Annotated in this window: 24 protein-coding genes; 18 read left to right on the top strand and 6 right to left on the bottom strand. The window is 65.0% G+C overall.

Annotated features, from left to right (window positions below):
- Positions 1 to 14 precede the first annotated feature (14 nt).
- Together SA496_RS05345 and SA496_RS05350 are read right to left on the bottom strand one after the other, a co-directional pair.
- Positions 15 to 335, bottom strand: a complete 321-nt coding sequence (locus SA496_RS05345; protein ID WP_120652334.1) for an antibiotic biosynthesis monooxygenase family protein — start codon at positions 333 to 335, stop codon at positions 15 to 17.
- Positions 332 to 1,030, bottom strand: coding sequence for a CTP synthase C-terminal region-related (seleno)protein (locus SA496_RS05350; protein ID WP_330115128.1), 699 nt, complete (start codon positions 1,028 to 1,030; stop codon positions 332 to 334). The genes SA496_RS05345 and SA496_RS05350 overlap by 4 nt, the downstream gene beginning before the upstream one ends.
- Before the next feature lie 100 nt (positions 1,031 to 1,130).
- Between SA496_RS05350 and SA496_RS05355 the strand changes: the two genes are divergently transcribed.
- The 5 genes from SA496_RS05355 to SA496_RS05375 all read left to right on the top strand — a co-directional run bounded on the left by SA496_RS05355 (position 1,131) and on the right by SA496_RS05375 (position 5,001).
- Complete coding sequence (locus tag SA496_RS05355; protein ID WP_256660997.1) at positions 1,131 to 2,024, top strand: LysR family transcriptional regulator; 894 nt, start codon at positions 1,131 to 1,133, stop codon at positions 2,022 to 2,024.
- A gap of 62 nt (positions 2,025 to 2,086) precedes the next feature.
- The gene (locus tag SA496_RS05360) at positions 2,087 to 2,614 is read left to right on the top strand and encodes an SRPBCC family protein (RefSeq protein WP_330115129.1); all 528 of its coding nucleotides are present in this window, start codon (positions 2,087 to 2,089) and stop codon (positions 2,612 to 2,614) included.
- Between the two features lie 190 nt (positions 2,615 to 2,804).
- Positions 2,805 to 3,182 (top strand): YciI family protein, encoded by a 378-nt coding sequence (locus tag SA496_RS05365; protein ID WP_120652328.1) that lies wholly within the window; start codon positions 2,805 to 2,807, stop codon positions 3,180 to 3,182.
- 31 nt (positions 3,183 to 3,213) lie between these two features.
- Positions 3,214 to 4,437, top strand: coding sequence for an RNA polymerase sigma factor (locus SA496_RS05370; RefSeq protein WP_153918004.1), 1,224 nt, complete (start codon positions 3,214 to 3,216; stop codon positions 4,435 to 4,437).
- A gap of 120 nt (positions 4,438 to 4,557) precedes the next feature.
- Positions 4,558 to 5,001 carry a YybH family protein gene (locus tag SA496_RS05375; protein ID WP_120652327.1) on the top strand — a complete coding sequence of 148 codons (444 nt, stop codon included), beginning with the start codon at positions 4,558 to 4,560 and terminating at the stop codon, positions 4,999 to 5,001.
- Between the two features lie 58 nt (positions 5,002 to 5,059).
- Here the strand turns inward: SA496_RS05375 and SA496_RS05380 are convergent, their stop codons facing one another.
- A complete protein-coding gene (locus SA496_RS05380; RefSeq protein WP_120652325.1) occupies positions 5,060 to 5,767 on the bottom strand; it encodes a glutathione S-transferase family protein in 708 nt (235 codons plus the stop codon).
- A 128-nt stretch (positions 5,768 to 5,895) separates the two neighbouring features.
- On the opposite strand from SA496_RS05380, the gene SA496_RS05385 reads away from it, so the two are divergent.
- Together SA496_RS05385 and SA496_RS05390 are read left to right on the top strand one after the other, a co-directional pair.
- Complete coding sequence (locus SA496_RS05385; RefSeq protein ID WP_330115130.1) at positions 5,896 to 6,864, top strand: helix-turn-helix transcriptional regulator; 969 nt, start codon at positions 5,896 to 5,898, stop codon at positions 6,862 to 6,864.
- Between the two features lie 76 nt (positions 6,865 to 6,940).
- Complete coding sequence (locus SA496_RS05390; RefSeq protein WP_120652321.1) at positions 6,941 to 7,801, top strand: LysR family transcriptional regulator; 861 nt, start codon at positions 6,941 to 6,943, stop codon at positions 7,799 to 7,801.
- Positions 7,802 to 7,958: 157 nt separating this feature from the next.
- On the opposite strand, the gene SA496_RS05395 is transcribed toward SA496_RS05390, so the two are convergent.
- On the bottom strand, positions 7,959 to 9,125 hold the full coding sequence (locus SA496_RS05395) for an HPP family protein (protein WP_330115131.1): 1,167 nt from the start codon (positions 9,123 to 9,125) through the stop codon (positions 7,959 to 7,961).
- 509 nt (positions 9,126 to 9,634) lie between these two features.
- Between SA496_RS05395 and SA496_RS05400 the strand changes: the two genes are divergently transcribed.
- The 10 genes from SA496_RS05400 to SA496_RS05445 all read left to right on the top strand — a co-directional run bounded on the left by SA496_RS05400 (position 9,635) and on the right by SA496_RS05445 (position 20,571).
- Positions 9,635 to 10,858, top strand: a complete 1,224-nt coding sequence (locus tag SA496_RS05400) for an SfnB family sulfur acquisition oxidoreductase (protein WP_120652317.1) — start codon at positions 9,635 to 9,637, stop codon at positions 10,856 to 10,858.
- Positions 10,859 to 10,868: 10 nt separating this feature from the next.
- Positions 10,869 to 12,242, top strand: coding sequence for an LLM class flavin-dependent oxidoreductase (locus tag SA496_RS05405; RefSeq protein ID WP_330115132.1), 1,374 nt, complete (start codon positions 10,869 to 10,871; stop codon positions 12,240 to 12,242).
- On the top strand, positions 12,239 to 12,904 hold the full coding sequence (locus tag SA496_RS05410) for a methionine ABC transporter permease (RefSeq protein ID WP_120652314.1): 666 nt from the start codon (positions 12,239 to 12,241) through the stop codon (positions 12,902 to 12,904). The genes SA496_RS05405 and SA496_RS05410 overlap by 4 nt, the downstream gene beginning before the upstream one ends.
- A 94-nt stretch (positions 12,905 to 12,998) precedes the next feature.
- Positions 12,999 to 13,769, top strand: a complete 771-nt coding sequence (locus tag SA496_RS05415) for a MetQ/NlpA family ABC transporter substrate-binding protein (protein WP_120652312.1) — start codon at positions 12,999 to 13,001, stop codon at positions 13,767 to 13,769.
- 103 nt (positions 13,770 to 13,872) lie between these two features.
- Positions 13,873 to 15,108 (top strand): SfnB family sulfur acquisition oxidoreductase, encoded by a 1,236-nt coding sequence (locus SA496_RS05420; RefSeq protein WP_330115133.1) that lies wholly within the window; start codon positions 13,873 to 13,875, stop codon positions 15,106 to 15,108.
- A gap of 10 nt (positions 15,109 to 15,118) precedes the next feature.
- Entirely contained in the window at positions 15,119 to 16,327 is a 1,209-nt protein-coding gene (locus SA496_RS05425) for an SfnB family sulfur acquisition oxidoreductase (protein WP_153917735.1), read from the top strand.
- Positions 16,327 to 17,775 carry an LLM class flavin-dependent oxidoreductase gene (locus SA496_RS05430; protein WP_330115134.1) on the top strand — a complete coding sequence of 483 codons (1,449 nt, stop codon included), beginning with the start codon at positions 16,327 to 16,329 and terminating at the stop codon, positions 17,773 to 17,775. The genes SA496_RS05425 and SA496_RS05430 overlap by 1 nt, the downstream gene beginning before the upstream one ends.
- A gap of 25 nt (positions 17,776 to 17,800) precedes the next feature.
- Positions 17,801 to 18,598: a MetQ/NlpA family ABC transporter substrate-binding protein gene (locus SA496_RS05435; RefSeq protein ID WP_153917740.1), complete on the top strand. Its 798-nt coding sequence runs from the start codon at positions 17,801 to 17,803 to the stop codon at positions 18,596 to 18,598.
- A 256-nt stretch (positions 18,599 to 18,854) separates the two neighbouring features.
- Positions 18,855 to 19,934, top strand: a complete 1,080-nt coding sequence (locus tag SA496_RS05440) for a methionine ABC transporter ATP-binding protein (protein WP_120652303.1) — start codon at positions 18,855 to 18,857, stop codon at positions 19,932 to 19,934.
- Positions 19,918 to 20,571, top strand: coding sequence for a methionine ABC transporter permease (locus SA496_RS05445; RefSeq protein ID WP_153917742.1), 654 nt, complete (start codon positions 19,918 to 19,920; stop codon positions 20,569 to 20,571). Before SA496_RS05440 ends, SA496_RS05445 begins: the two co-directional genes overlap by 17 nt.
- Before the next feature lie 174 nt (positions 20,572 to 20,745).
- Here the strand turns inward: SA496_RS05445 and SA496_RS05450 are convergent, their stop codons facing one another.
- A complete protein-coding gene (locus tag SA496_RS05450; protein WP_120652298.1) occupies positions 20,746 to 21,042 on the bottom strand; it encodes a hypothetical protein in 297 nt (98 codons plus the stop codon).
- A 228-nt stretch (positions 21,043 to 21,270) separates the two neighbouring features.
- Positions 21,271 to 21,684, bottom strand: a complete 414-nt coding sequence (locus SA496_RS05455) for an anti-virulence regulator CigR family protein (RefSeq protein ID WP_120652297.1) — start codon at positions 21,682 to 21,684, stop codon at positions 21,271 to 21,273.
- Positions 21,685 to 21,915: 231 nt separating this feature from the next.
- On the opposite strand from SA496_RS05455, the gene SA496_RS05460 reads away from it, so the two are divergent.
- The gene (locus tag SA496_RS05460) at positions 21,916 to 22,407 is read left to right on the top strand and encodes a hypothetical protein (protein ID WP_256660996.1); all 492 of its coding nucleotides are present in this window, start codon (positions 21,916 to 21,918) and stop codon (positions 22,405 to 22,407) included.
- Positions 22,408 to 22,435: the final 28 nt, after the last annotated feature.

The following is a 22,435-nucleotide window of genomic DNA, read 5'->3' on the forward strand; positions in this document are numbered from 1 at the left end:
GTCGTGCACCGCGCTCAGGCCTTGCCGTAGTCCCGCTCGACGTGGGCCACGCGGGTGCGGAATGCCCGGTACCACTCTTCCCGTCCACGCCGCTGCGCCTCACGGTGCTCGGCCTGGAGACGCCAGGTGCGGATGTCTTCTTCGCTGCGCCAGTAGGACACGGTTATCCCCAGCCCGTCGGCACCACGGGCGGATTCCACGCCAAGGAAACCGGGCTGGTCACCGGCCAGTTCCAGCATGCGCTCGGCGGTGGCGGCGTAGTCCTGCTCGGTCTCACTGCGCAGCGAGGTGAAAATCACTGCGTAGTAGGGCGGCTCCGGCGTCTGGGCAATCATCGGGCATTCTCCTGGCAGGCATTGACGAAGGCGTGTACCAGCGGTGGCAGGCGGCCGATCAGCGCAGCACGTTCCGGCTGGAAGAGGGTGGCGATGAAGAACGGGTGGTCGTCCAGTTCCACTGCGCGCACGGCCCCGGCGGGGTCCTGGGCGGAAACGCGCAGCGGACCTTGGGTGAGGGCTTCGCGGAAAGTCGGGTTGAGTCCATATCCGCAGAAGTAGCCCTCGAAGGCATCCTCGGCGCCGTAGGCTTCGGCCACGCGCGAGCCGGGGGTCAGTCGCACGCGCTCCAGGGTATCCCGCAGGGCGCATGCAAGTGGGCTGATGACGGCGCGCGATGCATGGGGGACTTCTTCGGCGTGCTCGGCATCGGACCAGCCCAGCACATTGCGCGCGTACTCCAGCAGCGCGTGCTGGAAGCCACCGCAGGTGCCGAGGAATGGCTGGGCGTTGCGGCGCGCGTGGGTAATCGCTTGCAGAGCGCCTTCGGTGCTGCGGTAAGGAGTGGCGGGAATGCACCAGAGGCCATCGAAGCTGTCGAGCCGAGTCTGGCCAATGCGTTCCGTAGCCAACCAGATGCCTTTCACGTCTTTCCCGGTGGCCCGTGCGGCGAGCTCAAGGGCGTGGGGAATGGCACGGTGTGCGGTGATGTTGTCGTCCCTGTCGCCAACCAGGCCGATGCGCAGTTGCTTCATCTCTGTCCTCCATTGCCAGGCGCGGCTTGCGCCCGCTCCGGTCGACTATATAGTTGCGAAAAGGCAATCAATATTGGCGATTTGGCAAGGTGGGATTGCAGTGACGCAATACAAGATCGACCACGCCGACCTGGCCCTGGTCCTTGCGCTGGTTCGTGGTGGCACCCTGGCTCGGGCCGCTGAGCAGCTCAAGGTGGATGTCTCCACGGTATTCCGCGCCCTCCGGCGCCTGGAACAGGCGCTCGGCAGCGTGCTGTTCGAGAAAAGCCGCGCCGGTTACCTCCCCAACATGGCGGCGCAACTGCTGGCACAGCAGGCCGAGCTGGCGGAGAAGGCGCTGGAAGCGGCGCGATTGGGCCTGGAGCAGGGTAGCGAGGCTGTCAGTGGCACCCTGCGCCTGACCTGCACCGACGCCGTACTCCACGGGCTGCTGTTGCCCGCACTCGCGCACTTCATGCCCGCTTATCCCGCGCTGGAACTGGAGCTGACCACCTCCAACGACTTCGCCAACCTCAGCCGCCGCGACGCGGATATCGCCCTGCGCCTGACCACCTCTCCGCCCGGCCACCTTGTGGGCCGCTGCCTGGGCCCGGTGCCCTACGTCCTCTGCGCGGCGGATGCATATCTGGCGCGCTGGCCCGAACGCGATCCGACGCGCATGGCCTGGATAGCCCCTGACGATTTCCTGCCCAACCATCCCAGCCTGGTCTGGCGTCGCCAGCGCTTCCCCGACGTGCAGCCCATGCATCGCTGCAACAGCATGCTGTCGGTGGCGCAACTGGTGCGTGCCGGCCTCGGTGTGGCGGCGCTGCCGGAATTCCTGGTGCGTGGCGAAGCGGGACTCACGGTTCTCGAAGGCGACCTGCCCGGCTGCACCAGCGCGCTCTGGCTACTGACCCGGCCGGACTGTCGTGCGCTGCGTTCGGTCATCACCCTGTTCGAAGAGTTGGGGCGACACATCCGGCTGCCAGGCGTCGCGGCGCAGAGCGGCTAACCTTGTTCTGGCAATGCTGCCCAAGTGCCAGTCCACCTGCCTGCAAGCCCCGGGAGGGCGCTATGTTCAAAGCCATACTCGCCATCATCGTCATCGCGTTACTCGGCGTGCTGGGGTACGCCGCGATCAGCCCGGATCATTTCCGCATCGAACGCACGACCACCATCGCGGCGCCACCGGAGAAGGTCTTCCCGCTGATCAACGACTTGCGCCAATGGACGTCCTGGTCGCCCTGGGAAAAGCTCGACCCGGCACTCAAGCGCAGCTACAGCGGCCCGAAGGAAGGCGTCGGCGCCGCGTATGCCTGGCAGGGCAACAACGAGGTGGGCACCGGGCGCATGGAAATCACCCAGAGCGAGCCGGCCTCGAAGGTGGAGATCAAGCTGGACTTCCAGATGCCCTTCGAAGCCCACAACACCGCCGAATTCATGTTGCAGCCGCAGCACGGCGGCACCCAGGTCACCTGGGCCATGTACGGGCCTTCGCCCTATACCCATCGCCTGATGCAGGTGTTCTTCGACATGGATGACATGGTCGGCAGCAAGTTCGACCAGGGCCTGGTGAACCTCAAGGCCGCCGCCGAGAAATAACCTGAAACGGACCGCTCGGCTCGTCAGCGGGCCGGGCGGCCAGGCAGAGCTATCCTCAATTCCTCCCCCGTGGGGGCGAATTCATTCGCGAATGAATTCGCCACGACATTTTCTCGCGCCGCTGTCGATTCCCGTTGGCGCCGAACGACCAATGGGTGTCAGTACCCCGCAGCCACCCGAGGAGCCCATCATGAAATACCTGTGCCTGATCTATATCGAAGAAGCCAAGCTCGCCACCCTGACCGACGCCGACTACCAGGCGATCGCCAGTGAGTGCGTGGAATACACCGAGCAACTCGCCGCCAGCGGCCACTACCTGGCGTCCAATGCGCTGGAGTCGGTACGGACCGCCACCACACTGCGCCTGCAGGGCGGTCGCGTATCGATGACCGACGGCCCCTTCGCGGAAACCAAGGAGCAGCTCGGCGGCTTCTACCTGATCGAGGCGCGCGACCTCAACGAGGCGCTGCAGATCGCCGCGAAGATCCCGCCGGCACGCCTGGGCTGCATCGAGGTGCGACCTGTGCGCGAGCCCGAGGTCCGGCCGACCCTGGGTGCCGTTTCCTGATGCAACGGGGAGCCTGATGGACGAGGCCGAACTGCACAAGCGGGTCGAGGCGATCTATCGCAGCGACTCGCGCCGCGTCCTCGCCACGCTGATCCGTCTGCTGGGGGATTTCGACCTGGCCGAGGAAGCCCTGCACGATGCCTTCATCGCCGCCGTGCAGCAGTGGCCGCGGGACGGCATTCCGACCAATCCGCGCGCCTGGCTGGTTTCGGCCGGCCGCTTCAAGGCCATCGACGGCCTGCGCCGGCGCGCCCGCTTCGACGCGTCGAAGCGTCACCTGCTGGCCGAACTTGAAGAGGCTGCCAGTGAGTTCGAGGAGGGCGAGGATGTGGAGGACGACCGTCTGCGGCTGATCTTCACCTGCTGCCACCCGGCACTGCCCGCCGATGCCCAGGTACCGCTGACCCTGCGTGAAGTCTGTGACCTGAAGACCGAAGAAATCGCCCGCGCCTTCCTGAGTACGCCATCCACCATTGCCCAGCGCATCGTCCGCGCCAAGACGAAGATCCGCGACGCGCGCATTCCCTATCAGGTGCCGTCGCTGGCCGAGTTGCCGGAGCGGCTGGATAACGTCCTGCGGGTCGTCTATCTGGTGTTCAACGAGGGCTATTCGGCGTCCTCCGGCGACTCCCTGACCCGTACCGATCTTTCGGCCGAAGCCATCCGGCTGGCGCGGCTGCTGCTGGAGTTGCTGCCGGACCCGGAAGTGATGGGCCTGCTGGCGCTGATGCTGCTGCACGACTCGCGCCGTTCCGCCCGTGCCACCGACAACGGCGACCTGATCCTGCTGGATCAACAGGATCGCTCCCTGTGGGACCGGGCGCAGATAGCCGAAGGCCTCGCCCTGGTTACGCAAGCCCTGGCCAGCCGGCGCGTCGGCGTCTATGTGCTACAGGCCGCGATCAGCGCCGTGCATGCCCAGGCGGCGAGCGCCGCGCAAACGGACTGGGGACAGATCGTCGGGCTATACGATGTGCTGCAACGGCTGGTCCAGTCGCCGGTAGTGGCGCTCAATCGCGCCGTGGCCATTGCGATGCGCGATGGTCCCGAAGCGGGGCTTGCCGAGGTGGACGCCTTGTTGGATGCCGGCGAGCTCAGCGACTACCACCTGGCGCATACCACCCGCGCTGACTTCTGCCGTCGTCTCGGACGCAAGGCCGAGGCGCGTGCGGCGTACCAGAACGCACTGGCGCTGGTACGCCAGGAACCCGAGCGGCGCTTCATCGAGATGCGCCTGCATGAACTGGAGGAGTGACGTCACCGTTCGTCGATCCCGGCGAGCGCTTTGTCGAAGCCGGACAGCGGCCCACGACCAAGGGTGAACCCACCGGCAAACCGCCGACGGAACCCCTTTTCGGAACCAAGGAGACGCACCATGAGCAGCGAAACCCTCAAGGCCACCGCAGAGCTGGAAGTCCACGAAGTCTTCAACCAGTGGCTGAAAGCCGCCCGCGCCAAGAACGTGGACGCCATCCTGACCTGTTATGCGGACGACGTGATCGCCTATGACGCGATCCTCAAGTTGCAGTTCAAGGGACTCCAGGACTACGGCCAGCACTGGCGTTACTGCATGGAGATGTGTGCTGGCGACGGCATCTTCGAACCGGCCGACCCGACCATCCAGGCTGATGCCAATGTCGCCTTCCTGCACTGCCTGGTGCGCTGCGGCGGTGAGCAGGACGGGGAAGTGAAGACCAGCTGGATGCGCGGCACCCAGTGCTATGTCAAGCGTGGCGGACAGTGGAAGATCGTCCACGAGCACTTCTCTGCGCCCTTCGATATCGAAAGCGGCAACGCACTGTTCGATCTGCAGCCCTGACCGCCATCCCCCGCAGGAGCGACCTCTGCTCGCGAAGGCTCGCTCCCGCGAGGGTGGATCAGGCCGCCAGGCGTGGCGCCAGTTGCTCCAGCGTCACATGCCCCTTGAAGCCTCCATCGCTGAGCGCCGGCTCGCCGTCTTCGATGGCGCGGGCGAAGGTGATGGCCGGGTCGGCCTTCAGCTTCAGCAGGTAGCGTTGCAGGTGCGGGCACTCCCGGCCAAGGTCGAACAGCTTCATGTACTCCACCCAGCGGCTGACACCGGCGAAGTAAGCGTCCGCCAGGCTGCGTTGTTCACCTAGCAGCCAGTCCCGATCCTGCAGCAGGCCATCCAGATAAGCGCATTGCACTCTCACGTCCGCAGTGCCTTTCTTGCGTAGCACGGCCTTGGTGGTGTCATCGCCATCGGCCATCTCGTAGGCCGCCCAGAGCGGTGCGAACGAGCCGAAGAAATCAGTCACCAGGTAGGCCAGCATCTGGCTCAGGCGGTCGTATTCCGGACTGCCCTGGATCGGGCACAGCTCGCTGCCCGGATTCCGACCGGCAAGGCTGAGCAGGATGGCCAGGCTTTCACTGACCGGCTGACCGCTTTCGGTCAGGAGGGCGGGTGTCTTGTTCAACGGATTGATGCGGGCGAACAGCGGGTCCCAAGGCTGCTCCAGCATCTCCACGCGGCACAGGCGGTAGGGCAGGCCGAGCCACTCGAGGGCCACGATCGAGCCGAACGAACAACCTTGCGGTACGCCATAGAAGAGAACGGGTTCCATAGTCTTGCTCCTTGTAGTGGGGGGTGAAAGGCCTTGCTGAGCGGCCGTGGAACCACCTTAGGAGTGAATCAGGCTATATTCCGCCCTAATTAATTTCGTGCCTGGAACTTTTTTCAGGGAGCCTGGCCATGCCTAATCCAACCACCCGCATGCTCGCCGTACTCGAGCTGCTGCAGACCCACGGCCAGCTCAGTGGCAGCGAACTGGCCCGGCGACTGGAGGTGGATAGCCGCACCCTTCGGCGCTACATCGCCACCCTCGAGGAAATCGGCATTCCCCTGACCGCCGAGCGTGGCCGCCATGGTGGCTACCGTCTGGTAGCCGGTTTCAAACTGCCACCCATGATGTTCACCAACGAGGAAACCCTGGCCCTGTCCCTCGGTCTGCTGGCGGTGCAGAACCTTGGTCTGGATCAGGCGGCGCCAGCGGTGGCCAGTGCCCGTGCAAAGCTGGAGCGGGTGATGCCGGCCAACCTCAAGCCACGGCTGCGGGCCCTGGGCGAAGCCGCCACCCTGGACTTGCCGGGATCGCGCGCCAATGCCAGTGAGCGCTGGTTGCTGGATCTCGCGGCCGCTACGCAGATGCGCCAGCGGGTGCGTTTCACCTACAGCGCCAGCGATGGCGAAAGCAGCGAGCGCGAGGCCGATCCGTATGGCCTGGTCTATCGCGCCGGGCGCTGGTACATGAGCGGCTACTGTCATCTGCGCCGGGATCTACGCAGCTTTCGCCTGGACCGGATGCAGGCTCTGCTGCTTCTGGACGCCCGCTTCGAACGTCCGCATGACTTCGACGCCGCCGCCTTCCTCACCGGAAGCATCGCCCAACTGCCCCGTTCGACGGCGGTCGAAGTGCTGCTCAAGTGCGACCTTGCCCGTGCCGCCGAGGAGCTAAGCAGCGGTATGGGCCTGCTGGAGCCGCAGGAGGAGGGCGTGCTGTTGCGTACCCGCACCGACAGCATGAGCTGGTTCGCCCGACAGCTGATGAAGCTGCCTTGCGATTTCGAGGTGCGCGAACCTGAGGCCTTGCGTGAGGAAGTTCGCGCCAGTGCCTTACGGTTGCTGAGGCTGGTGGAGACGGGGACGCCCATTGGCGAATGAACTCGCCCCCACAAGTCGACGCGAGGCGCTTCGTCAGCCGTTAAACTCGGCCATTCTTTCCGCACCGAGCACACCCATGGATATCGACCTGGCGCGCACCTTCCTGGAGATCGTTCGTACCGGCAGTTTCGTCGCCGCGGCCGAGCGCCTGCACGTCACCCAGACCACAATCACCGCGCGGGTGCACAACCTCGAGCAGCAACTGGATTGCCGGCTCTTCGTGCGCAATCGCGCGGGGGCGCGGCTGACCGCCGATGGCGAAGTGTTCGTTGCCTATGCCAGCCAACTGGTGCAGACATGGGAGGCTGCCAGGCGCGATTTGCCGCTGCCCGAGGGTTTTCGCGACGTGCTCAACCTGGGCGGCGAAGTCAGCCTGTGCAGTCCGCTGGTGCTCAGTTGGGTAATCCGCCTGCGCGAGCGCATGCCATCCCATGCGGTCCGTGCGGAAGTCGGTGAGGCGGGCCACCTGCAACAGCAACTGCAGCGCGGCCTGCTGGATGCCGCGCTGGTCTACCGCCCGGATTACTGGCCGGGCCTGCAAGTGGAGTTGCTGCTGGAAGAGAAGCTGATCCAGGTGCGTTCGACGACCAATCCCGAGCCCTACATCTACAACGACTGGGGCCAGGAATTCCGCCAGCGCCATGACGCCGCGCTACCGGAAAAGGCCAGCGCCGTGCTGTCCACCAATCTCGGGCCGCTGGCGCTCCACTACATCCTCCAGTGCGGCGGTTCCGGCTACTTCCGGGCCCGCGTGGTGCAGGGGCACCTGGAGAATGGCGAGCTGGAACGGGTGGAGAAGGCGCCGGAATTCACCTATCCCACCTACCTGGTCTACTCCCGCGAGAAGGATTCCCCGGCCCTGCGCCAGGCCATCGACGTGCTGCGCGACGTGGTGACCGAGGACATCGACTGGTCCCGGCGCTGGGACCCGATCTGAGCCGATCCCGCCAAGGTCAATCCGTAGGGTGCGCCATGCGCACCAGTGTTCCAGCACGGGATTGTTGGTGCGCGCGGCGCACCCTACGGAGCTGGGCAGCGATTGTGGGAGCGAATTCATTCGCGATTGAAATCGCTCCCACAGGTGTTTGCGGGACTCAACTCGCCAGCTGCAGTACCGGCTGCTGTTGCAGGTCCTGCAGCCAGTTGCGGTAGAGCGCAGCGATCAGGTCGCTTTGGCTGATGATCCCGGCCACGCGGCCACTGTCGTCCAGCACCGGCAGGCAATGCAGGCCCTGGCCGGAAAGCAGCGACACCAACTCCACCAACGGCGTGTCCACGGTCACGCAGCGCACCGGCCGGCTCATCAGCCGCGACACGGGCGCTTCGCGGCGGGCGCGGAAGCGTTCGGCGAGGCTGCGGGGTGCCGTGCTGGCCGCGTGGCCGAGCAGGTCGGAGAGGGTCAGGATGCCCACCAGGTGCTGCTTGTCGTCCAGTACCGGCAGGGCTTTCAGATGATGCTGGTCAAGCAGGCGCCAGGCCTCGCTGACTGGGGCCTCGGGGCCGATGGTGCGCAGGTCGCGGGACATGATCCGTGCCGCTCGCAGGTCGCCCATGGTGCGGCGCAGCGCGTGCTTTTCGGCGAGCTGGAGCAGGCGCTGGAGATCATCGCGGGTGACGTCGACGAAGCTGCCGAACTCAGCCAGTGCGCGGTCCAGATCAACCTCGGCGATGCCATTGCGCTCGCCGGGCAAGGGGTCGGCGGTCAGGTGCGGGCCGCTGGCAGGGTGCGCGACCTTGCGCGGGTAGGGGACGCCGCTGAGGTTGTTGAACAGCAGTGCGGTGTTCACCAGTACCAGCGACCCCAACAGTACGGGCAACAGCAGATGCCAGCCGAGCGCGGAGAAGACTGGTCCACCGAGCGCGGCCCCCAGGGCGATGGCGCAGCTGGGGGGATGCAGACAACGCAGCGCCTGCATACCCACCAGGGCCAGGCCGAAGGCGGTTGCAGCGGCGGCCAGCGGGGGCAGGCCCCAGTGGCTGACCAGCAAGCCGATGGCTGCCGCCAGCACATTGCCGGCGACCACTGGCCATGGCTGGGCAACCGGACTGGAGGTGACGGCAAACAGCAGCAGCGCGGAGGCGGAGAACGGTGCGATCAGGCGCAACGCCAGGTCGGTACCGAAAAGCTGATTGCAAACCAGCGCGGCGAGAAAGACGGCGATGCAGCCACCAATGGCAGCGCGCAGCCACTCCCGTGGAGGGGCATTACTGGCGTCCGGCAGCAGTCGCTGCAGCCAGAGACGCAATGGGTTCTGGGGCATGGGCATGACACTAGGCAGTTGATAAAGGGAGAGGCCGGAGGCGCTGTACGGAAAGTGCCGGAGCCGGGCGGCTTTTCGTACAGACCCCTGGTCCTCTCAATCCCACCGGAGTGGGAAGCTCCATCCCTGGATATGGAAATGTTTTCTCTCGCGCACGGTTCCTCGGGAGCCTGCTTGCGCAGGCCACACCGGGCCGGGCGTCGGGGATGGGGGCATGCTAAGGGGTGAAAAAATAGAAGACTAATGAATGTTATTGCTTGTGTAGTGCAAAAAAAGTGCACTAAAGCACTGGGACCTGGAGATGAATTCCTGATTCTTTCTTCCCTTCCCAGGTGTTGCTCCAGCAACACCTGAGCAGCAAGTTGCCTGCTTAATTCAGGCTTGGCTGTTTGCTGAAATTACTAACTCGTTGATTTATAAATAAAAACAAAACTGGCACGGGTGCTGCTTTATCCCTCTGCAAGCAAGGTCGCGACTGTTCGCGGCGAAACAGCAGTGCAGAGAGCCCCATGTCGCAATCCCCGATTTCCGCCCAGTACCTCATTGGTATCCCCGACGCCCAGATCATTCGCAGCGATGCGCAAGCCATCGAAGTGGCCCATCGCGTTGCAGCCTTCCTGCTCGAGGGCGATGCCGAGCGCGATCGCACTCGCCAGGTTCCGTCAGAAGTCGTGGACGTGTTCTCCAACAGCGGCCTCTGGGGCATTACCGTGCCCAAGGTGTTCGGCGGCGCCGAGGTGAGCTACGCCACGCTGGCCGAGGTGATCGCCATCATCTCGGCCGCCGATGCGTCTCTCGGGCAGATCCCGCAGAACCACTACTGCCTGCTGGAAGACATTCGCCTGCAGGGCACCTATGAACAGAAGCGCCTCTTCTTCGGCCTGGCGTTGAAGGGCAACCGCTTCGCCAATGCCCTGTCGGAAACCGGCGGCAAGAACGTCCAGGACATCCAGACCCGCATCCGCCGTGACGGTGATGCCCATGTCATCAACGGTCGCAAGGGCTACTGCACCGGCTCGCTCTACGCCCACTGGCTGGCGGTGCTGGCCGTGGACGAAGACGACAAGGCCCAGCTGGCTTTCGTCCCGCGTGGCAGCGACGGGCTGGTGATAGTCGACGACTGGTCCAGCATCGGTCAGCGCAACACCTCCAGCGGCACGGTGCTGGCCCAGGACCTGCGGGTGCCGGCGACTAACCTGTTCCCCACCTACCGTTCCTACGAGAGCCCGACGCTGGCCGGCCCGTTCGCCCAGATCACCACCGCTGCCATCGATGCCGGGATCGCCCGTGCGGCCCTGCGCGACACCATCGCCTTCGTCCGTGAGCATGCGCGCCCGTGGATCGATGCCGGTGTGGAGAAGGCCAGCGATGACCCGCTGACCATCATCCAGGTGGGCAACCTGGGGATTCGCCTGGAAGCCGCCGAAGCGCTGCTGGAGCGTGCCGGCAAGGTAATGGATGCCGCTCGCCCGGCACCGGACGAGGACAATGTGGCCGCCGCCTCGGTAGCCGTGGCCAAGGCCAAGGTGCTGACCACCGAAGTCGCCATCGAAGCCTCCAACAAGCTGTTCGAGTTGGGTGGCACTCGATCCACCCTGGCGCGCTACAACCATGATCGCCACTGGCGAAATGCCCGCGTGCATACCCTGCACGACCCGGTGCGCTGGAAGTACCACGTAGTGGGTAACTGGCTGCTCAACGGCGTGAAGCCTCCGCGTCACGACTGGTCCTGAGGCGCGCGACATGAGCAAGCAGATCCGCCTCAACGCCTTTGCCATGAACGCCGTGGGCCACCTTTCCCCCGGCCTCTGGCGCCACCCGCGCGATCAGGCACGGCGCTACACCGATATCCACTACTGGATCGAGCTGGCGCAAACCCTGGAGCGCGGCAAGATCGACGGCCTGTTCCTCGCCGATGTGCTGGGCGTCTACGACGTCTACCAGGGTGGACCGGAGCAGGCGCTGCGCACCGCCGCCCAGGTGCCGGTGAATGACCCGCTGCTGCTGGTGCCGGCAATGGCCGCCGCTACCCGGCACCTGGGTTTCGGCGTGACCGCGTCGGTGTCCTTCGAACACCCGTACCCGTTCGCCCGGCGCATGAGCACGCTGGATCACCTCACCGGCGGTCGTGCCGGCTGGAATATCGTCACCTCCTACCTGGAGAGCGGCGCACGCAACATCGGTCTCAAGCAGCAGCTCAATCATGAGCAGCGTTATGCCCTGGCAGGGGAATACCTGGAGGTCTGCTACAAGCTCTGGGAAGCCAGCTGGGACGAGGACGCAGTGGTCGCCGACGTCGAGCACGGTGTCTATGCCGACCCGACGAAGGTGCATCCGATTGCCCATGAGGGGGCGCACTTCCAGGTGCCCGGCTTCCACCTCAGCGAGCCGTCGCCGCAGCGCACTCCGGTGCTCTACCAGGCCGGCGCTTCCAGTCGGGGCAAGGCCTTCGCCGCCGGTAATGCCGAGTGCGTGTTCGTCGCCGCGCCCACCCGCCACATCCTGCGCAACCAGGTGGCAGACCTGCGCCGCCAGGCCGAAGACGCCGGGCGCAAGGGCAGCGACATCAAGGTGTTCAACCAGCTCACGGTGATCGTCGCGCGGACCGATGCCGAGGCCCAGGCGAAGTGGCGCGAGTACCGCGAGTTCGCCAGCCATGACGGTGCCCTGACGCTGATGTCCGGCTGGACCGGCATCGACTTTGGCCCGTACGCGCCGGACCAGGTGCTGCGCCAGGTCCAGAGCAACGCCATCCAGTCGGCGGTGGATGCCTTCACGGCCGCTGACCCGAGCCGCACCTGGACCACCGCCGAGATCGCCGACTACTGCGCCCTGGGCGGTGACGGCCCGTTGCTGGTGGGTTCGCCGCAGTCCGTGGCCGATGAGCTGCAGGGCTGGGTGGAAGAGACCGACGTGGACGGCTTCAACCTGTCCAGCATCGTCGCGCCGGAAACCTTTGTGGATATCGTCGACCTGCTGGTGCCGGAGCTTCAGGCCCGTGGCCTGTTCAAGCGCGAGTACGAAGACGGCAGCCTGCGCCACAAGCTGTTCGGCCAAGGTGACCGTCTTGTCGAGCCGCATCCGGCCGCGCGATTGCGCAGGAAGGTGGGGCAATGAACGAACTGCTCGCCAACCTCGATTGGGTTGAGATCGGCCAGGCCTGCATCGACACCCTGACCATGCTCGCCCTGGCGCTTGGTTTTACCGTGCTGCTCGGCCTGCCGCTGGGCGTACTGCTCTACCTCACCGGCAAGAAGCAGATGCATGAGAAGCCTGGTTTCTATCGCTTCGCTTCGGCGGTGGTGAACACGCTGCGCTCGCTGCCTTTCATCATCCTGCTGATCGTGATGATCCCGCTGACCACGCTGCTCACCGGCACCTCCCTCGGCGTCGCCGGGGCCATTCCGCCGCTGGTGGCCGGCTGCACGCCGTTCTTCGCGCGGCTGGTGGAAACCGCCCTGCGCGAAGTGGACCGCGGACTGGTGGAGGCTACTCAGGCCATGGGTGCCAGCACCTGGCAGATCATCTGGCACACCTTGCTACCGGAAGCCCGCACCGGGTTGATCGCCGCCGTAACCGTCACCGCCATCGTGCTGGTGGACTACACCGCCATGGCCGGTGTGATCGGTGGCGGTGGGTTGGGCGACCTGGCCATCCGCTTCGGCTACCAGCGATTCCAGACCGACGTAATGGTGGTCACCGTGGCCCTGTTGGTCCTGCTGGTGCAGGCGCTGCAGACGAGCGGCGACCGTCTCGTGATCCGCTACAGCCGCCGTTGAAATCCCGCCGCAGGGCAGCCGGCTTTCGCTGCCCACCCAAGGCCCCACGTTGACCCCACGACGGCCAATCCAAATCTGCCCAGGAGCACTTGCAATGAAAAAGGCTATCGCCATTCTCGCCGCCGTCGTCGCCTTCTCTGCCCAAGCCGGCGAGAAGCTGGTGGTCGGCGCCACCCCGGTCCCCCACGCGGAAATCCTCGAGTTCATCAAACCCACCCTGGCCAAGGAAGGCGTGGACCTGGACATCAAGGTCTTCACCGACTTCATCCAGCCCAACGTGCAATTGGCCGAGAAGAATCTCGACGCCAACTATTACCAGTACCGACCCTTCCTCGATGAGTTCAACAAGAGCCGTCACACCAACCTGGTACCGGTGGTGGGCATTCACATCGAACCCTTCGGCGCGTACTCCACCAGGATCAAGAAACTCGACGAGCTGAAGGACGGCGCGTCAGTGGCCATTCCCAACGACCCCGTGAACACCGGACGCGCACTGGTGCTGCTGCACGAGGCCGGGTTGATCAAGCTCAAGGACCCGAGCAACACCCTGGCCACCCAGCGCGACATCGCCGAAAACCCCAAGAAGCTGAAGATCCGTGAACTGGAAGGCGCACTGCTGGCCCGTTCCGTCAGCCAGGTGGACCTGGCCTTCGTCTTCGCCAACTACGCCCTGGAAGCCGGCATCGACACCAACAGCGCGCTGATCGTCGAGAAGGGCAAGGACCTCTACGCCGAATTCCTCGTCGCCCGTCCGGACAACCTCCAGGACCCCGGCCTGCAGAAGCTGGCCAAGGCCCTGAACTCGCCGGAAGTCCGCCAGTTCATCGTCACCCGCTACAAGGGCCAGATCGCCCCGGCGTTCTGACTCGCGCATTGCCTCCCCTGGCGCAGATACGACCCCCTCTCCCTTTGGGAGAGGGCTGGGGTGAGGGAAACCCGACTCGCTCCATTGCTGAAGGCCATACCGCATGACAAACGAAACCGCCCACAACGCATTTCGTGATGAAGCCCCGTCACTACTCCCGGCGGCGCTGATCGAAAACGATGCACAGGCCCTGCAAGCCGCTCACGAGGTGGCGAGGCAGGCCAGGGAAAATGCCGCACAACGCGACCGCGACCGCCTGCTGCCCTGGCGCGAGCTGGAACTCTTCACCCGCCTGGGACTGGGGGGCATTCGCATTCCACGCCAATACGGCGGGCCCGAGGTGTCCCACGTCACCCTGGCCGAAGTGTTCCGCATCATCTGCGCCGCCGACCCGGCCCTGGGGCAGATTCCGCAGAACCAGTTTGGCCTGCTCAACGTAGTCGAGAACGTCGGCAGCGAAGCGCAAAAGCGCAAGGTCTTCGGCGGCATCCTCGCGGGGCGCCGGCTGGCCAATGCCGGCCCCGAGCGCAATACGAAACACACCCTGGAGATCAAGGCTCGCGTCACCCGTACCGGCGAGGGCCTGAAGGTCAGCGGCGAGAAGTTCTATTCCACTGGCGCGCTGTTCGCCCATTGGGTGGCAGTCAAGGCCATCGACGACAACGGCGTCGGCGTGCTCGGCCTCGTGGAGCGCGGTGTGCCGGGATTGCGCATAGTCGATGACTGGTCCGCATTCGGCCAGCGCACCACTGCCAGCGGCACCGTGTTGCTGGACCAGGCGCCCGTCGCTGACGACCTGGTTTTCCACAACAGCCGACTGGCCGAAGTGCCGAGCATCCAGGGTGCAGTTTCGCAACTGATCCAGGCCGCCATCGACGCCGGTATCGCCGAGGCGGCCATCGACGACACCATCGCCTTCATCCGCGAACGCTCGCGGCCCTGGGTGGATGCCGGCGTCGAACGCGCCAGCGAGGAGCTCTACACCATCGCCGAGGTCGGCCGCCTGAAGACCGAGCTGAATGCTGCCAACGCCCTGCTGGAACGCGCCGGCCAGGTACTCGACGAAGTGGCCGCCGGGCCGATCGATGACGAGGCCGCCGCCCGCGCCTCCATCGCCGTGGCCGAGGCCAAGGTGCTGACGACGGAGATCAGCCTGCTCGCCAGCGAAAAGCTCTTCGAACTGGCCGGCAGCCGCGCCAGCCTCGCCGAGTTCAACCTCGACCGCCATTGGCGCAACGCCCGCGTCCACACACTGCACGACCCGGTGCGCTGGAAGGTCCAGGCCGTCGGAGCCTGGCATCTCAACGGTGCCCGGCCGGCCCGTCATTCCTGGATTTGAGGAGTTCTCCATGACATTGCCGCAACCCGCCCCGGCCTTCAGCGTCGCCATCATTCGCGACGATGCCGAGGCCATCGACGTGGCCCGCCGCATCGCCGCCGAATTCAAGCCCGGCGCCGCCGAGCGTGACCGTGACCGTCGCCTGCCCCATGAGGAACTCGACGCCTTCAGCCGCTCCGGCCTCTGGGGCATCAGCGTGCCGCGCGAATTCGGTGGCGCTGGTGTATCGCGGGTGACCCTGGCCCGGGTCATCGCCATCATCAGCGCCGCCGACGCCTCCCTCGGGCAGATCCCGCAGAACCATTTCTACGCCCTGGAAGTCCTCCGCGTGAATGGCAGCAAGGCGCAGCAACGGCGCCTGTTCGCCGCAGCCCTGGCAGGCCAGCGCTTCGGTAACGCTCTGGCGGAAATCGGCACGCGCACCGCCAATGACCGCAATACCCGGCTGATCCGCGAAGGCGCGGGATACCGCATCAATGGCCGCAAGTTCTATTGCACCGGCGCCCTCTATGCCGACCGGGTGCCCACCCTGGTGGTGGCCGAGGACGGGCACCAGTACCTCGCCTTCGTGCCGCGCAACGCGCCCGGCCTGACGGTCATCGATGACTGGTCCGGCTTCGGCCAGCGCACTACCGGCAGTGGTTCGGTGGTGTTCGAGAACGTGCCGGTGCGCACCGAGGACCTGGTGTCCTTCCAGGATGCCTTCGAGCGTCCTACCACCGTCGGCCCCTTCGCGCAGATCCTGCACGCCGCCATCGACGCCGGCATCGCCCGCGCTGCCTATGAGGATGCACTGGAGTTCGTGCGTACCCGCTCGCGACCTTGGATCGACTCGGGGGTGGACAAGGCCAGCGACGATCCGCTGACCATCCAGGAATTCGGCCGCCTGGCGATCCGCCTGCATGCTGCCGAAGCGATCCTCGACCGCGCCGGCCGCCTGCTGGATGCCGCCACCACCCAACCTGACGCCGACAGCGTGGCGGCTGCGTCCATTGGCGTGGCCGAGGCCCGTGCCCTGACTACCGAGGTGTCGCTGGCTGCCGGCAGCAAGTTGTTCGAGCTGTCCGGCACGCGCGCCAGCCTGGCCGAACACAACCTCGACCGCCACTGGCGCAACGCCCGCGTGCACACGCTGCACGACCCGGTGCGCTGGAAGTACCACGCGGTGGGCAACTTCTATCTCAACGAGAAACTGCCACCGCGCCGGGGGACGATCTGATGGCGCGCAAGCAGATTCTCCTCAATGCCTTCAACATGAATTGCGTAGGGCATATCAATCACGGGCTCTGGACACACCCGCGCGACCGTTCGGCCGACTATCGCAAGCTGTCCTACTGGACCGAACTGGCGCAGTTGCTGGAGCGAGGATTGTTCGACGGCCTGTTCCTGGCGGACATCGTCGGCGTCTACGACGTCTACCAGGGCAACGTCGACCTGACCCTCAAGGAAAGCATCCAGCTTCCGGTCAACGATCCGCTGCTGCTGGTCTCGGCCATGGCGGGCGTGACCCGCCACCTCGGCTTCGGCCTGACCGCGAACCTCAGCTACGACGCGCCGTACCTGTTCGCCCGGCGCATGTCGACGCTGGACCACCTCACGGATGGCCGGGTGGGCTGGAACATCGTCACCGGCTACCTGGAGAGCGCCGCCCGAGCCATGGGACTGACGCAGCAGGTGGAGCACGACCGCCGCTATGACCAGGCCGACGAGTACCTGGAGGTCCTCTACAAGCTCTGGCAAGGCAGCTGGGAAGAGGGCGCCGTGCTGAATGACCGGCAGCGGCGCATCTACGCCCAGGCGGACAAGGTGCACAAGGTTCGTCACGAAGGTGAGTTTTTCAACGTCGAGGGCTATCACCTCTGCGAACCCTCGCCGCAACGCACGCCGGTGCTGTTCCAGGCGGGTGCCTCGACTCGCGGGCTGCGTTTTGCCGGTGAGCATGCCGAGTGCGTGTTCATCAGCGGCAACAGCAAGGCCGCCACCCGTGCCCAGGTGGACAAGGTACGCGCGGCGGCCCAGGCCGCCGGCCGTGATCCGCAGTCGGTGAAGGTGTTCATGGGCATCAGCGTGATAGTCGCCGCGACGGAAGCCGAGGCACGCGCCAAGCATGCCGAGTACCTGGCCCATGCCAGTGCCGAGGCGGGTGTGGCGCACTTCGCCAGCTCCACGGGCATCGACTTCTCCCGCTTCGGGCTGGATGAGCCGATCCCCTACGTGAAGACCAACGCCATCGAGTCGGCCGCCAGCAAGCTCAAGGACAACAGCCTGACGCGCCGCCAGTTGCTGGAGCAGCACGCCTTGGGTGGGCGCTACATCCTGCTGGTGGGCTCGCCCACACAAGTGGCCGATGAACTGCTCAGTTGGGTGGACGAGACCGGCCTCGACGGTTTCAACCTCACCCGCATCGTCACCCCGGAAAGCTATGCCGACTTCATCGATCTTGTTGTGCCGGAGCTTCAGGCACGCGGCGCCTACAAGACGGAGTATGCCGAAGGCACGTTGCGCCAGAAGTTGTTTGGTGCGGGTGACCGGCTGCCGGCTGACCACCGCGGCACCGCCTTTTCTGTGGGAGCGAACTCATTCGCGAATCGGTCCCTAGGGCTGACCCCGGATTCCCAGGGAAAGGCTGCGCCTTCCTTCGCGAATGAATTCGCTCCTACACACTGAATTCCACTGTCCAAGGACTACAGACATGCCCAAACACCTCCTCAAGACCCTCACCCTCGGCCTGCTGCTGGCCTCCGGTATCGCCCATGCCGCCGACTCCAAGACACTCAAGGTCGGCACCACCGCCGCCTTCGCCCCGCCGCTGGAAGTGGCGGTGGAAGAGGCCGCGAAGAAAGGCCTGAAAGTGGAGCTGGTGGAGTTCACCGACTGGAACTCGCCGAACATCACCCTCGCCGCGGGCGACATCGACGTGAACTACTTCCAACACACGCCGTTCCTGGAAAACGCCAGGAAGGAGGGCGGCTTCCAGCTCAAGACCTTCGCGCCCGGCGTGATCAACAACGTCGGCCTCTACTCGAAGAAGTACGCGGGCCTAGCTGACCTGCCGGAAGGAGCCAAGGTGGCCATCGCCAACGACCCCATCAACGGCGGTCGTGGCCTGCAACTGCTGCAGAAGGCCGGGCTGCTGAAACTCAAGGAAGGCGTGGGCTACAAGGCGACGCTGGACGACATTGTCGAGAACCCGAAGAAGATCGACATCATCGAACTGGAAGCCGTGCAGTTGGTGCGAGCCCTGGATGACGTCGACCTGGCCCAGGGCTACCCGCACTACATCCGACTTGCCGGCACCATCGATCCCAACAGTGCGCTGCTGTTCGACGGCATCGAAAACAAGGAATACATCATCCAGTTCGTCACCCGGGCCGACTACCAGGACGACGGCCGCCTGGGCGAGTTCGTGGACATCTACCAGCACTCGCCCCAGGTGCGCGCTGCACTGGATAAGGCACACGGCAAGCTCTACCAACCGGGCTGGGAATGAGGCACGGGAACGTCCCCGGAGGCGCCATGCGGCGTTGCGAGAACCGCGAAATCCAATCACATGGATGAACCATGCTCATGAATTTCGCGAACCTCGCGCCTTGCCTGGCACCACCGGGATCGCTCCTGGAGTCCGAGGATGAATCCTTGTAGGGGCGAACTCATTCGCGAATGGAGCGCGAAGCGCTACCGGGCAAGCCCTGATCGCGAATGAATTCGCTCCTACGGAAAGACAGCAGCATCACGAGAGGCCCTATATGGTCAGTTTCAATCTCAACATCAGCCTGGACCTGCCGCATATCCGCCTGCAGGGGTTGGGCAAGGCCTATCAGGGCAGCAAGGGGCCGGTGCAGGCGTTGCAGGGCATCGACCTGGAGATCCGTCGGGGTGAAGTGTTCGGCATCATCGGCCGCAGCGGCGCGGGCAAGTCGTCGTTGATCCGCACCCTCAACCGCCTGGAAAAGCCCACCAGCGGCCAGGTGGTGATCGACCAGGAAGACATCGGCCAGTTCGACGAGAAGCAGCTCGTGCTGCTGCGCCGTCGGGTCGGCATGATCTTCCAGCACTTCAACCTGATGTCGGCCAAGACTGTCTGGCAGAACGTCGCGCTGCCGCTGAAAGTTGCCGGCGTGCCCAAGGCCGATATCGAGCGCAAGGTCAGCGAACTGCTGGAGCTGGTAGGGCTCGCGGACAAGCGCGATGCCTATCCGGCGCAACTCTCCGGGGGGCAGAAGCAGCGCGTTGGCATCGCCCGTGCCCTGGTGCATCAGCCGGAGATCCTGCTTTGCGACGAAGCCACTTCGGCGCTGGACCCGGAAAGCACTCAGGCCATCCTGGCCCTGCTGCGAGATATCAACCAGCGGCTGGGGCTGACCATCGTACTGATCACCCACGAGATGGCGGTGATCCGCGAGATCTGTGACCGCGTGGTGGTGCTGGAGCGCGGCCAGGTGGTGGAGCAGGGCGAGGTCTGGCGGGTGTTCGGTGACCCGCAGCACGATGTCACTCGCACCCTGCTGGGCACCCTGCGTCACGATTTGCCGGACGACTTGCTGGCGCGGCTGGTCAACCAGCCTGGTGATGGCGCGAACGCGCTGCTGCTGGACCTGCACTACACCGGCGCCAGTGGCCGTGAGCCGGACCTGCTGGCCATCGCCCAGGCCCTCGGCACGCGTGTGAGCCTGGTGCACGGCGGTATCGACCGCATCCAGGGGCGCGCCCAGGGCCATCTGCTGCTCAGTGCGGCGCTGGCGGGGCAGGGTGGGCTGGATCTGCTGGAGCGGGCGCGGCCCCTGGCGGACAAGGCGGAGGTGCTCGGCTATGTCGCCCATGCTTGACCGGCTGCTACAGGGCTTCCTCGACACCCTGCTGATGATCGGTGCTTCGTCGCTGGTCGTGTTCCTGGTGGGAATACCGCTAGCCCTGGTGCTGGTCACCACAGGTCCCGGCGGTATCTTCGAAGCCCGCACGCTGAACCGTGCGCTGGGCAGTGTGGTGAACGTGCTGCGTTCGATCCCGTTCCTGATCCTGATGGTGGCGCTGATTCCCTTCACCCGCCTGATCGTCGGCACCAGCTATGGCGTCTGGGCTGCCGTGGTGCCGCTGACCATCGCCGCTACGCCGTTCTTCGCACGCATTGCCGAAGTCAGCTTGCGGGAAGTGGATTTCGGCCTGGTTGAGGCGGCCCAGGCGATGGGTTGCCAACGGCGCCACATCATCTGGAATGTGCTGCTGCCGGAAGCGCGGCCGGGCATCGTAGGTGGCTTCACCATCACCCTGGTGACCATGATCAACTCATCCGCCATGGCGGGTGCCATCGGCGCGGGCGGTCTCGGCGACCTGGCCTACCGCTACGGCTACCAGCGTTTCGATACGCAGATCATGTTGACCGTGATCATTCTGCTGGTGGTGCTGGTGACGATGATCCAGTTCGGCGGGGACCGCCTGGCGCGGTTGCTGAACAAGCGTACTTAGCGCGCCGCAGCCGACTGTTCGCGAATGAACTCGCTCCCAAAGGGAAGTGCCCGGATTGGCCTGGGCGCGGGCGGCTCCCTCTCCCTCTGGGAGAGGGTAGGGGTGAGGGATGGTGGATACCCACAAATGAAAAGCCCGGCATTTGCCGGGCTTTTTGTACGCAGGTAGGTGCGATCAGCTGATGCGCTGGGCTTGAGGCACGCGGTCGGCGCCACCTTCGGCAACGCGCAGGGCGTTGGTGCGGTCGGAGCCGCCTTCAGCTACGCGGAAGCCATGGGTGCGATCCGAACCACCTTCAGCGATGCGGTTGGCGCCGGTGCGGTCGGAACCCCCCTCGGCCACCGGTTCGATGATCTGGATGCTGGAGCTGTCCTTCGATTCACCCAGTACCGGCTGGTAAGCGGCCGGCAGGGCGAAAGCGCTGGTGCTCAGGGCGGCGATGAACAGGACGGCGAAGGCTTGGGTTTTCATGATCGTGGGCTCCTCAACGGGGCTGGAAACCGGGTACGGAGCCAATTTTACGGATGGGGCATTGATTAAAAAGTGATCACTCTCGATAGGGGCCATCGACACTGTTGATAGTGTGTGAGGGGCTTTTTAATCAGAGGGGTAAACAAGCTAGCGGGAATTTTGCGAATGAATTCGCTCCGGGGGGGGCGAATTACCCCTCTCCCTTTCAGGAAGAGGGGCTTGTGGGGGTCAATCCATCACGTCCTGCAGCACTTCATAGATGATCCCTGTGGCCACTGCGACCAGGATCAGGTCGGTGCCGGCGCGGACCCAGTCGTAGCCCTCGTAGTGCGGTAGACGGCTCACCAGTCGGCCGTCGAGTTTCTTGGCGATCCCCGGAGGTAGCGGCTTGCCGCGCGCCAGGTTCTTCTGGATGCCCGGAGGCAAGGCTTGGGTTGGGCCCCAGTAGTCGCGGTTGTCGTCGAGGATGATGCGGATGCCGCCGATATCCACCTGCGGGCCGCCGGACCAGTTGTTGCCTTGGGAACTGGACTGGCCCTTGTCGTGCCCCTTGCCTTTACCCGGGTCCGCGAGCAGGGCCGGTGAGCTGGTGATTAGGGCGATACTGGCAAGGGTGGCGATCAGGGTGCGGGTTCTGGTCATTTCCGTGGCCTCCATGAAGGGCTTTTCCCTTTGCTGATTGACTGCGAATGCAGGGATGAGTGCCGCAACTATTGCAGAAATTCCGCTGCTGCGAGCAGGCCGAAACATGAACCGGTTCAAAGCCCGGAAACCTGGCTGTGAAGGGGACCTCCACTCGTCGTCCGGAGTTGAACCGGCGCATGGTCCCGGAGTCTCACCACATATCGTGAAGAAGCCTGTGGAGGCTCCAAATTGATCAATAAGAAGACCCTGTTGGCCGCGGCCACCTGTGCGATGGTCCTTGCGGCGAGTACCGTGCTGCCAAGCGGCGTATCCCTGGTCGACTCCGCCTATGCCCGCGGCAATGGTGGCGGGAACGGCGGCGGCAATGGTGGTGGTAACGGTGGCGGTCATGGCGGTGGCCATGGCGGCGGCTTCGGTGGCGGCGTTGGTGGCGGTCATGCCGGTAGCCACGACGGCAAGGGCCACGGCTACGGCAAGAGCGCCGATCATGCAGGCAAGGCGACCCGCAATGGCGAGGACAAGGGCAACCGCTACGGCAGCCTGCGCAACGATGACAATGGCCATGGCTATGCAACGTCCGCTGTTGCCCGCGACAAGGACAGCCGCGGCCTGGCCAACGCCCGCGCCGTGTCCGAGACCACGCCGGGCGACCACAACGCCCGCGGCCGTGATCGGGCTGAAGCGTCTTCGAGCAAGAACGACGGCAAGAGCCATCGCTAAACATGAAAGGGGCAACCAATCGGTTGCC

The sequence above is a fragment of the Pseudomonas sp. JS3066 genome, assembly GCF_036328175.1.
GTDB lineage: Bacteria > Pseudomonadota > Gammaproteobacteria > Pseudomonadales > Pseudomonadaceae > Metapseudomonas.

Bases quoted from the DNA above. Each gene is read 5' to 3' on its own strand.
- SA496_RS05345 (WP_120652334.1), bottom strand. From the start codon at position 335: ATGATTGCCCAGACGCCGGAGCCGCCCTACTACGCAGTGATTTTCACC.
- SA496_RS05350 (WP_330115128.1), bottom strand. From the start codon at position 1,030: ATGAAGCAACTGCGCATCGGCCTGGTTGGCGACAGGGACGACAACATC.
- SA496_RS05360 (WP_330115129.1), top strand. From the start codon at position 2,087: ATGTTCAAAGCCATACTCGCCATCATCGTCATCGCGTTACTCGGCGTG.
- SA496_RS05365 (WP_120652328.1), top strand. From the start codon at position 2,805: ATGAAATACCTGTGCCTGATCTATATCGAAGAAGCCAAGCTCGCCACC.
- SA496_RS05375 (WP_120652327.1), top strand. From the start codon at position 4,558: ATGAGCAGCGAAACCCTCAAGGCCACCGCAGAGCTGGAAGTCCACGAA.
- SA496_RS05380 (WP_120652325.1), bottom strand. From the start codon at position 5,767: ATGGAACCCGTTCTCTTCTATGGCGTACCGCAAGGTTGTTCGTTCGGC.
- SA496_RS05385 (WP_330115130.1), top strand. From the start codon at position 5,896: ATGCCTAATCCAACCACCCGCATGCTCGCCGTACTCGAGCTGCTGCAG.
- SA496_RS05390 (WP_120652321.1), top strand. From the start codon at position 6,941: ATGGATATCGACCTGGCGCGCACCTTCCTGGAGATCGTTCGTACCGGC.
- SA496_RS05395 (WP_330115131.1), bottom strand. From the start codon at position 9,125: ATGCCCCAGAACCCATTGCGTCTCTGGCTGCAGCGACTGCTGCCGGAC.
- SA496_RS05400 (WP_120652317.1), top strand. From the start codon at position 9,635: ATGTCGCAATCCCCGATTTCCGCCCAGTACCTCATTGGTATCCCCGAC.
- SA496_RS05405 (WP_330115132.1), top strand. From the start codon at position 10,869: ATGAGCAAGCAGATCCGCCTCAACGCCTTTGCCATGAACGCCGTGGGC.
- SA496_RS05410 (WP_120652314.1), top strand. From the start codon at position 12,239: ATGAACGAACTGCTCGCCAACCTCGATTGGGTTGAGATCGGCCAGGCC.
- SA496_RS05415 (WP_120652312.1), top strand. From the start codon at position 12,999: ATGAAAAAGGCTATCGCCATTCTCGCCGCCGTCGTCGCCTTCTCTGCC.
- SA496_RS05420 (WP_330115133.1), top strand. From the start codon at position 13,873: ATGACAAACGAAACCGCCCACAACGCATTTCGTGATGAAGCCCCGTCA.
- SA496_RS05425 (WP_153917735.1), top strand. From the start codon at position 15,119: ATGACATTGCCGCAACCCGCCCCGGCCTTCAGCGTCGCCATCATTCGC.
- SA496_RS05430 (WP_330115134.1), top strand. From the start codon at position 16,327: ATGGCGCGCAAGCAGATTCTCCTCAATGCCTTCAACATGAATTGCGTA.
- SA496_RS05435 (WP_153917740.1), top strand. From the start codon at position 17,801: ATGCCCAAACACCTCCTCAAGACCCTCACCCTCGGCCTGCTGCTGGCC.
- SA496_RS05440 (WP_120652303.1), top strand. From the start codon at position 18,855: ATGGTCAGTTTCAATCTCAACATCAGCCTGGACCTGCCGCATATCCGC.
- SA496_RS05445 (WP_153917742.1), top strand. From the start codon at position 19,918: ATGTCGCCCATGCTTGACCGGCTGCTACAGGGCTTCCTCGACACCCTG.
- SA496_RS05450 (WP_120652298.1), bottom strand. From the start codon at position 21,042: ATGAAAACCCAAGCCTTCGCCGTCCTGTTCATCGCCGCCCTGAGCACC.
- SA496_RS05455 (WP_120652297.1), bottom strand. From the start codon at position 21,684: ATGACCAGAACCCGCACCCTGATCGCCACCCTTGCCAGTATCGCCCTA.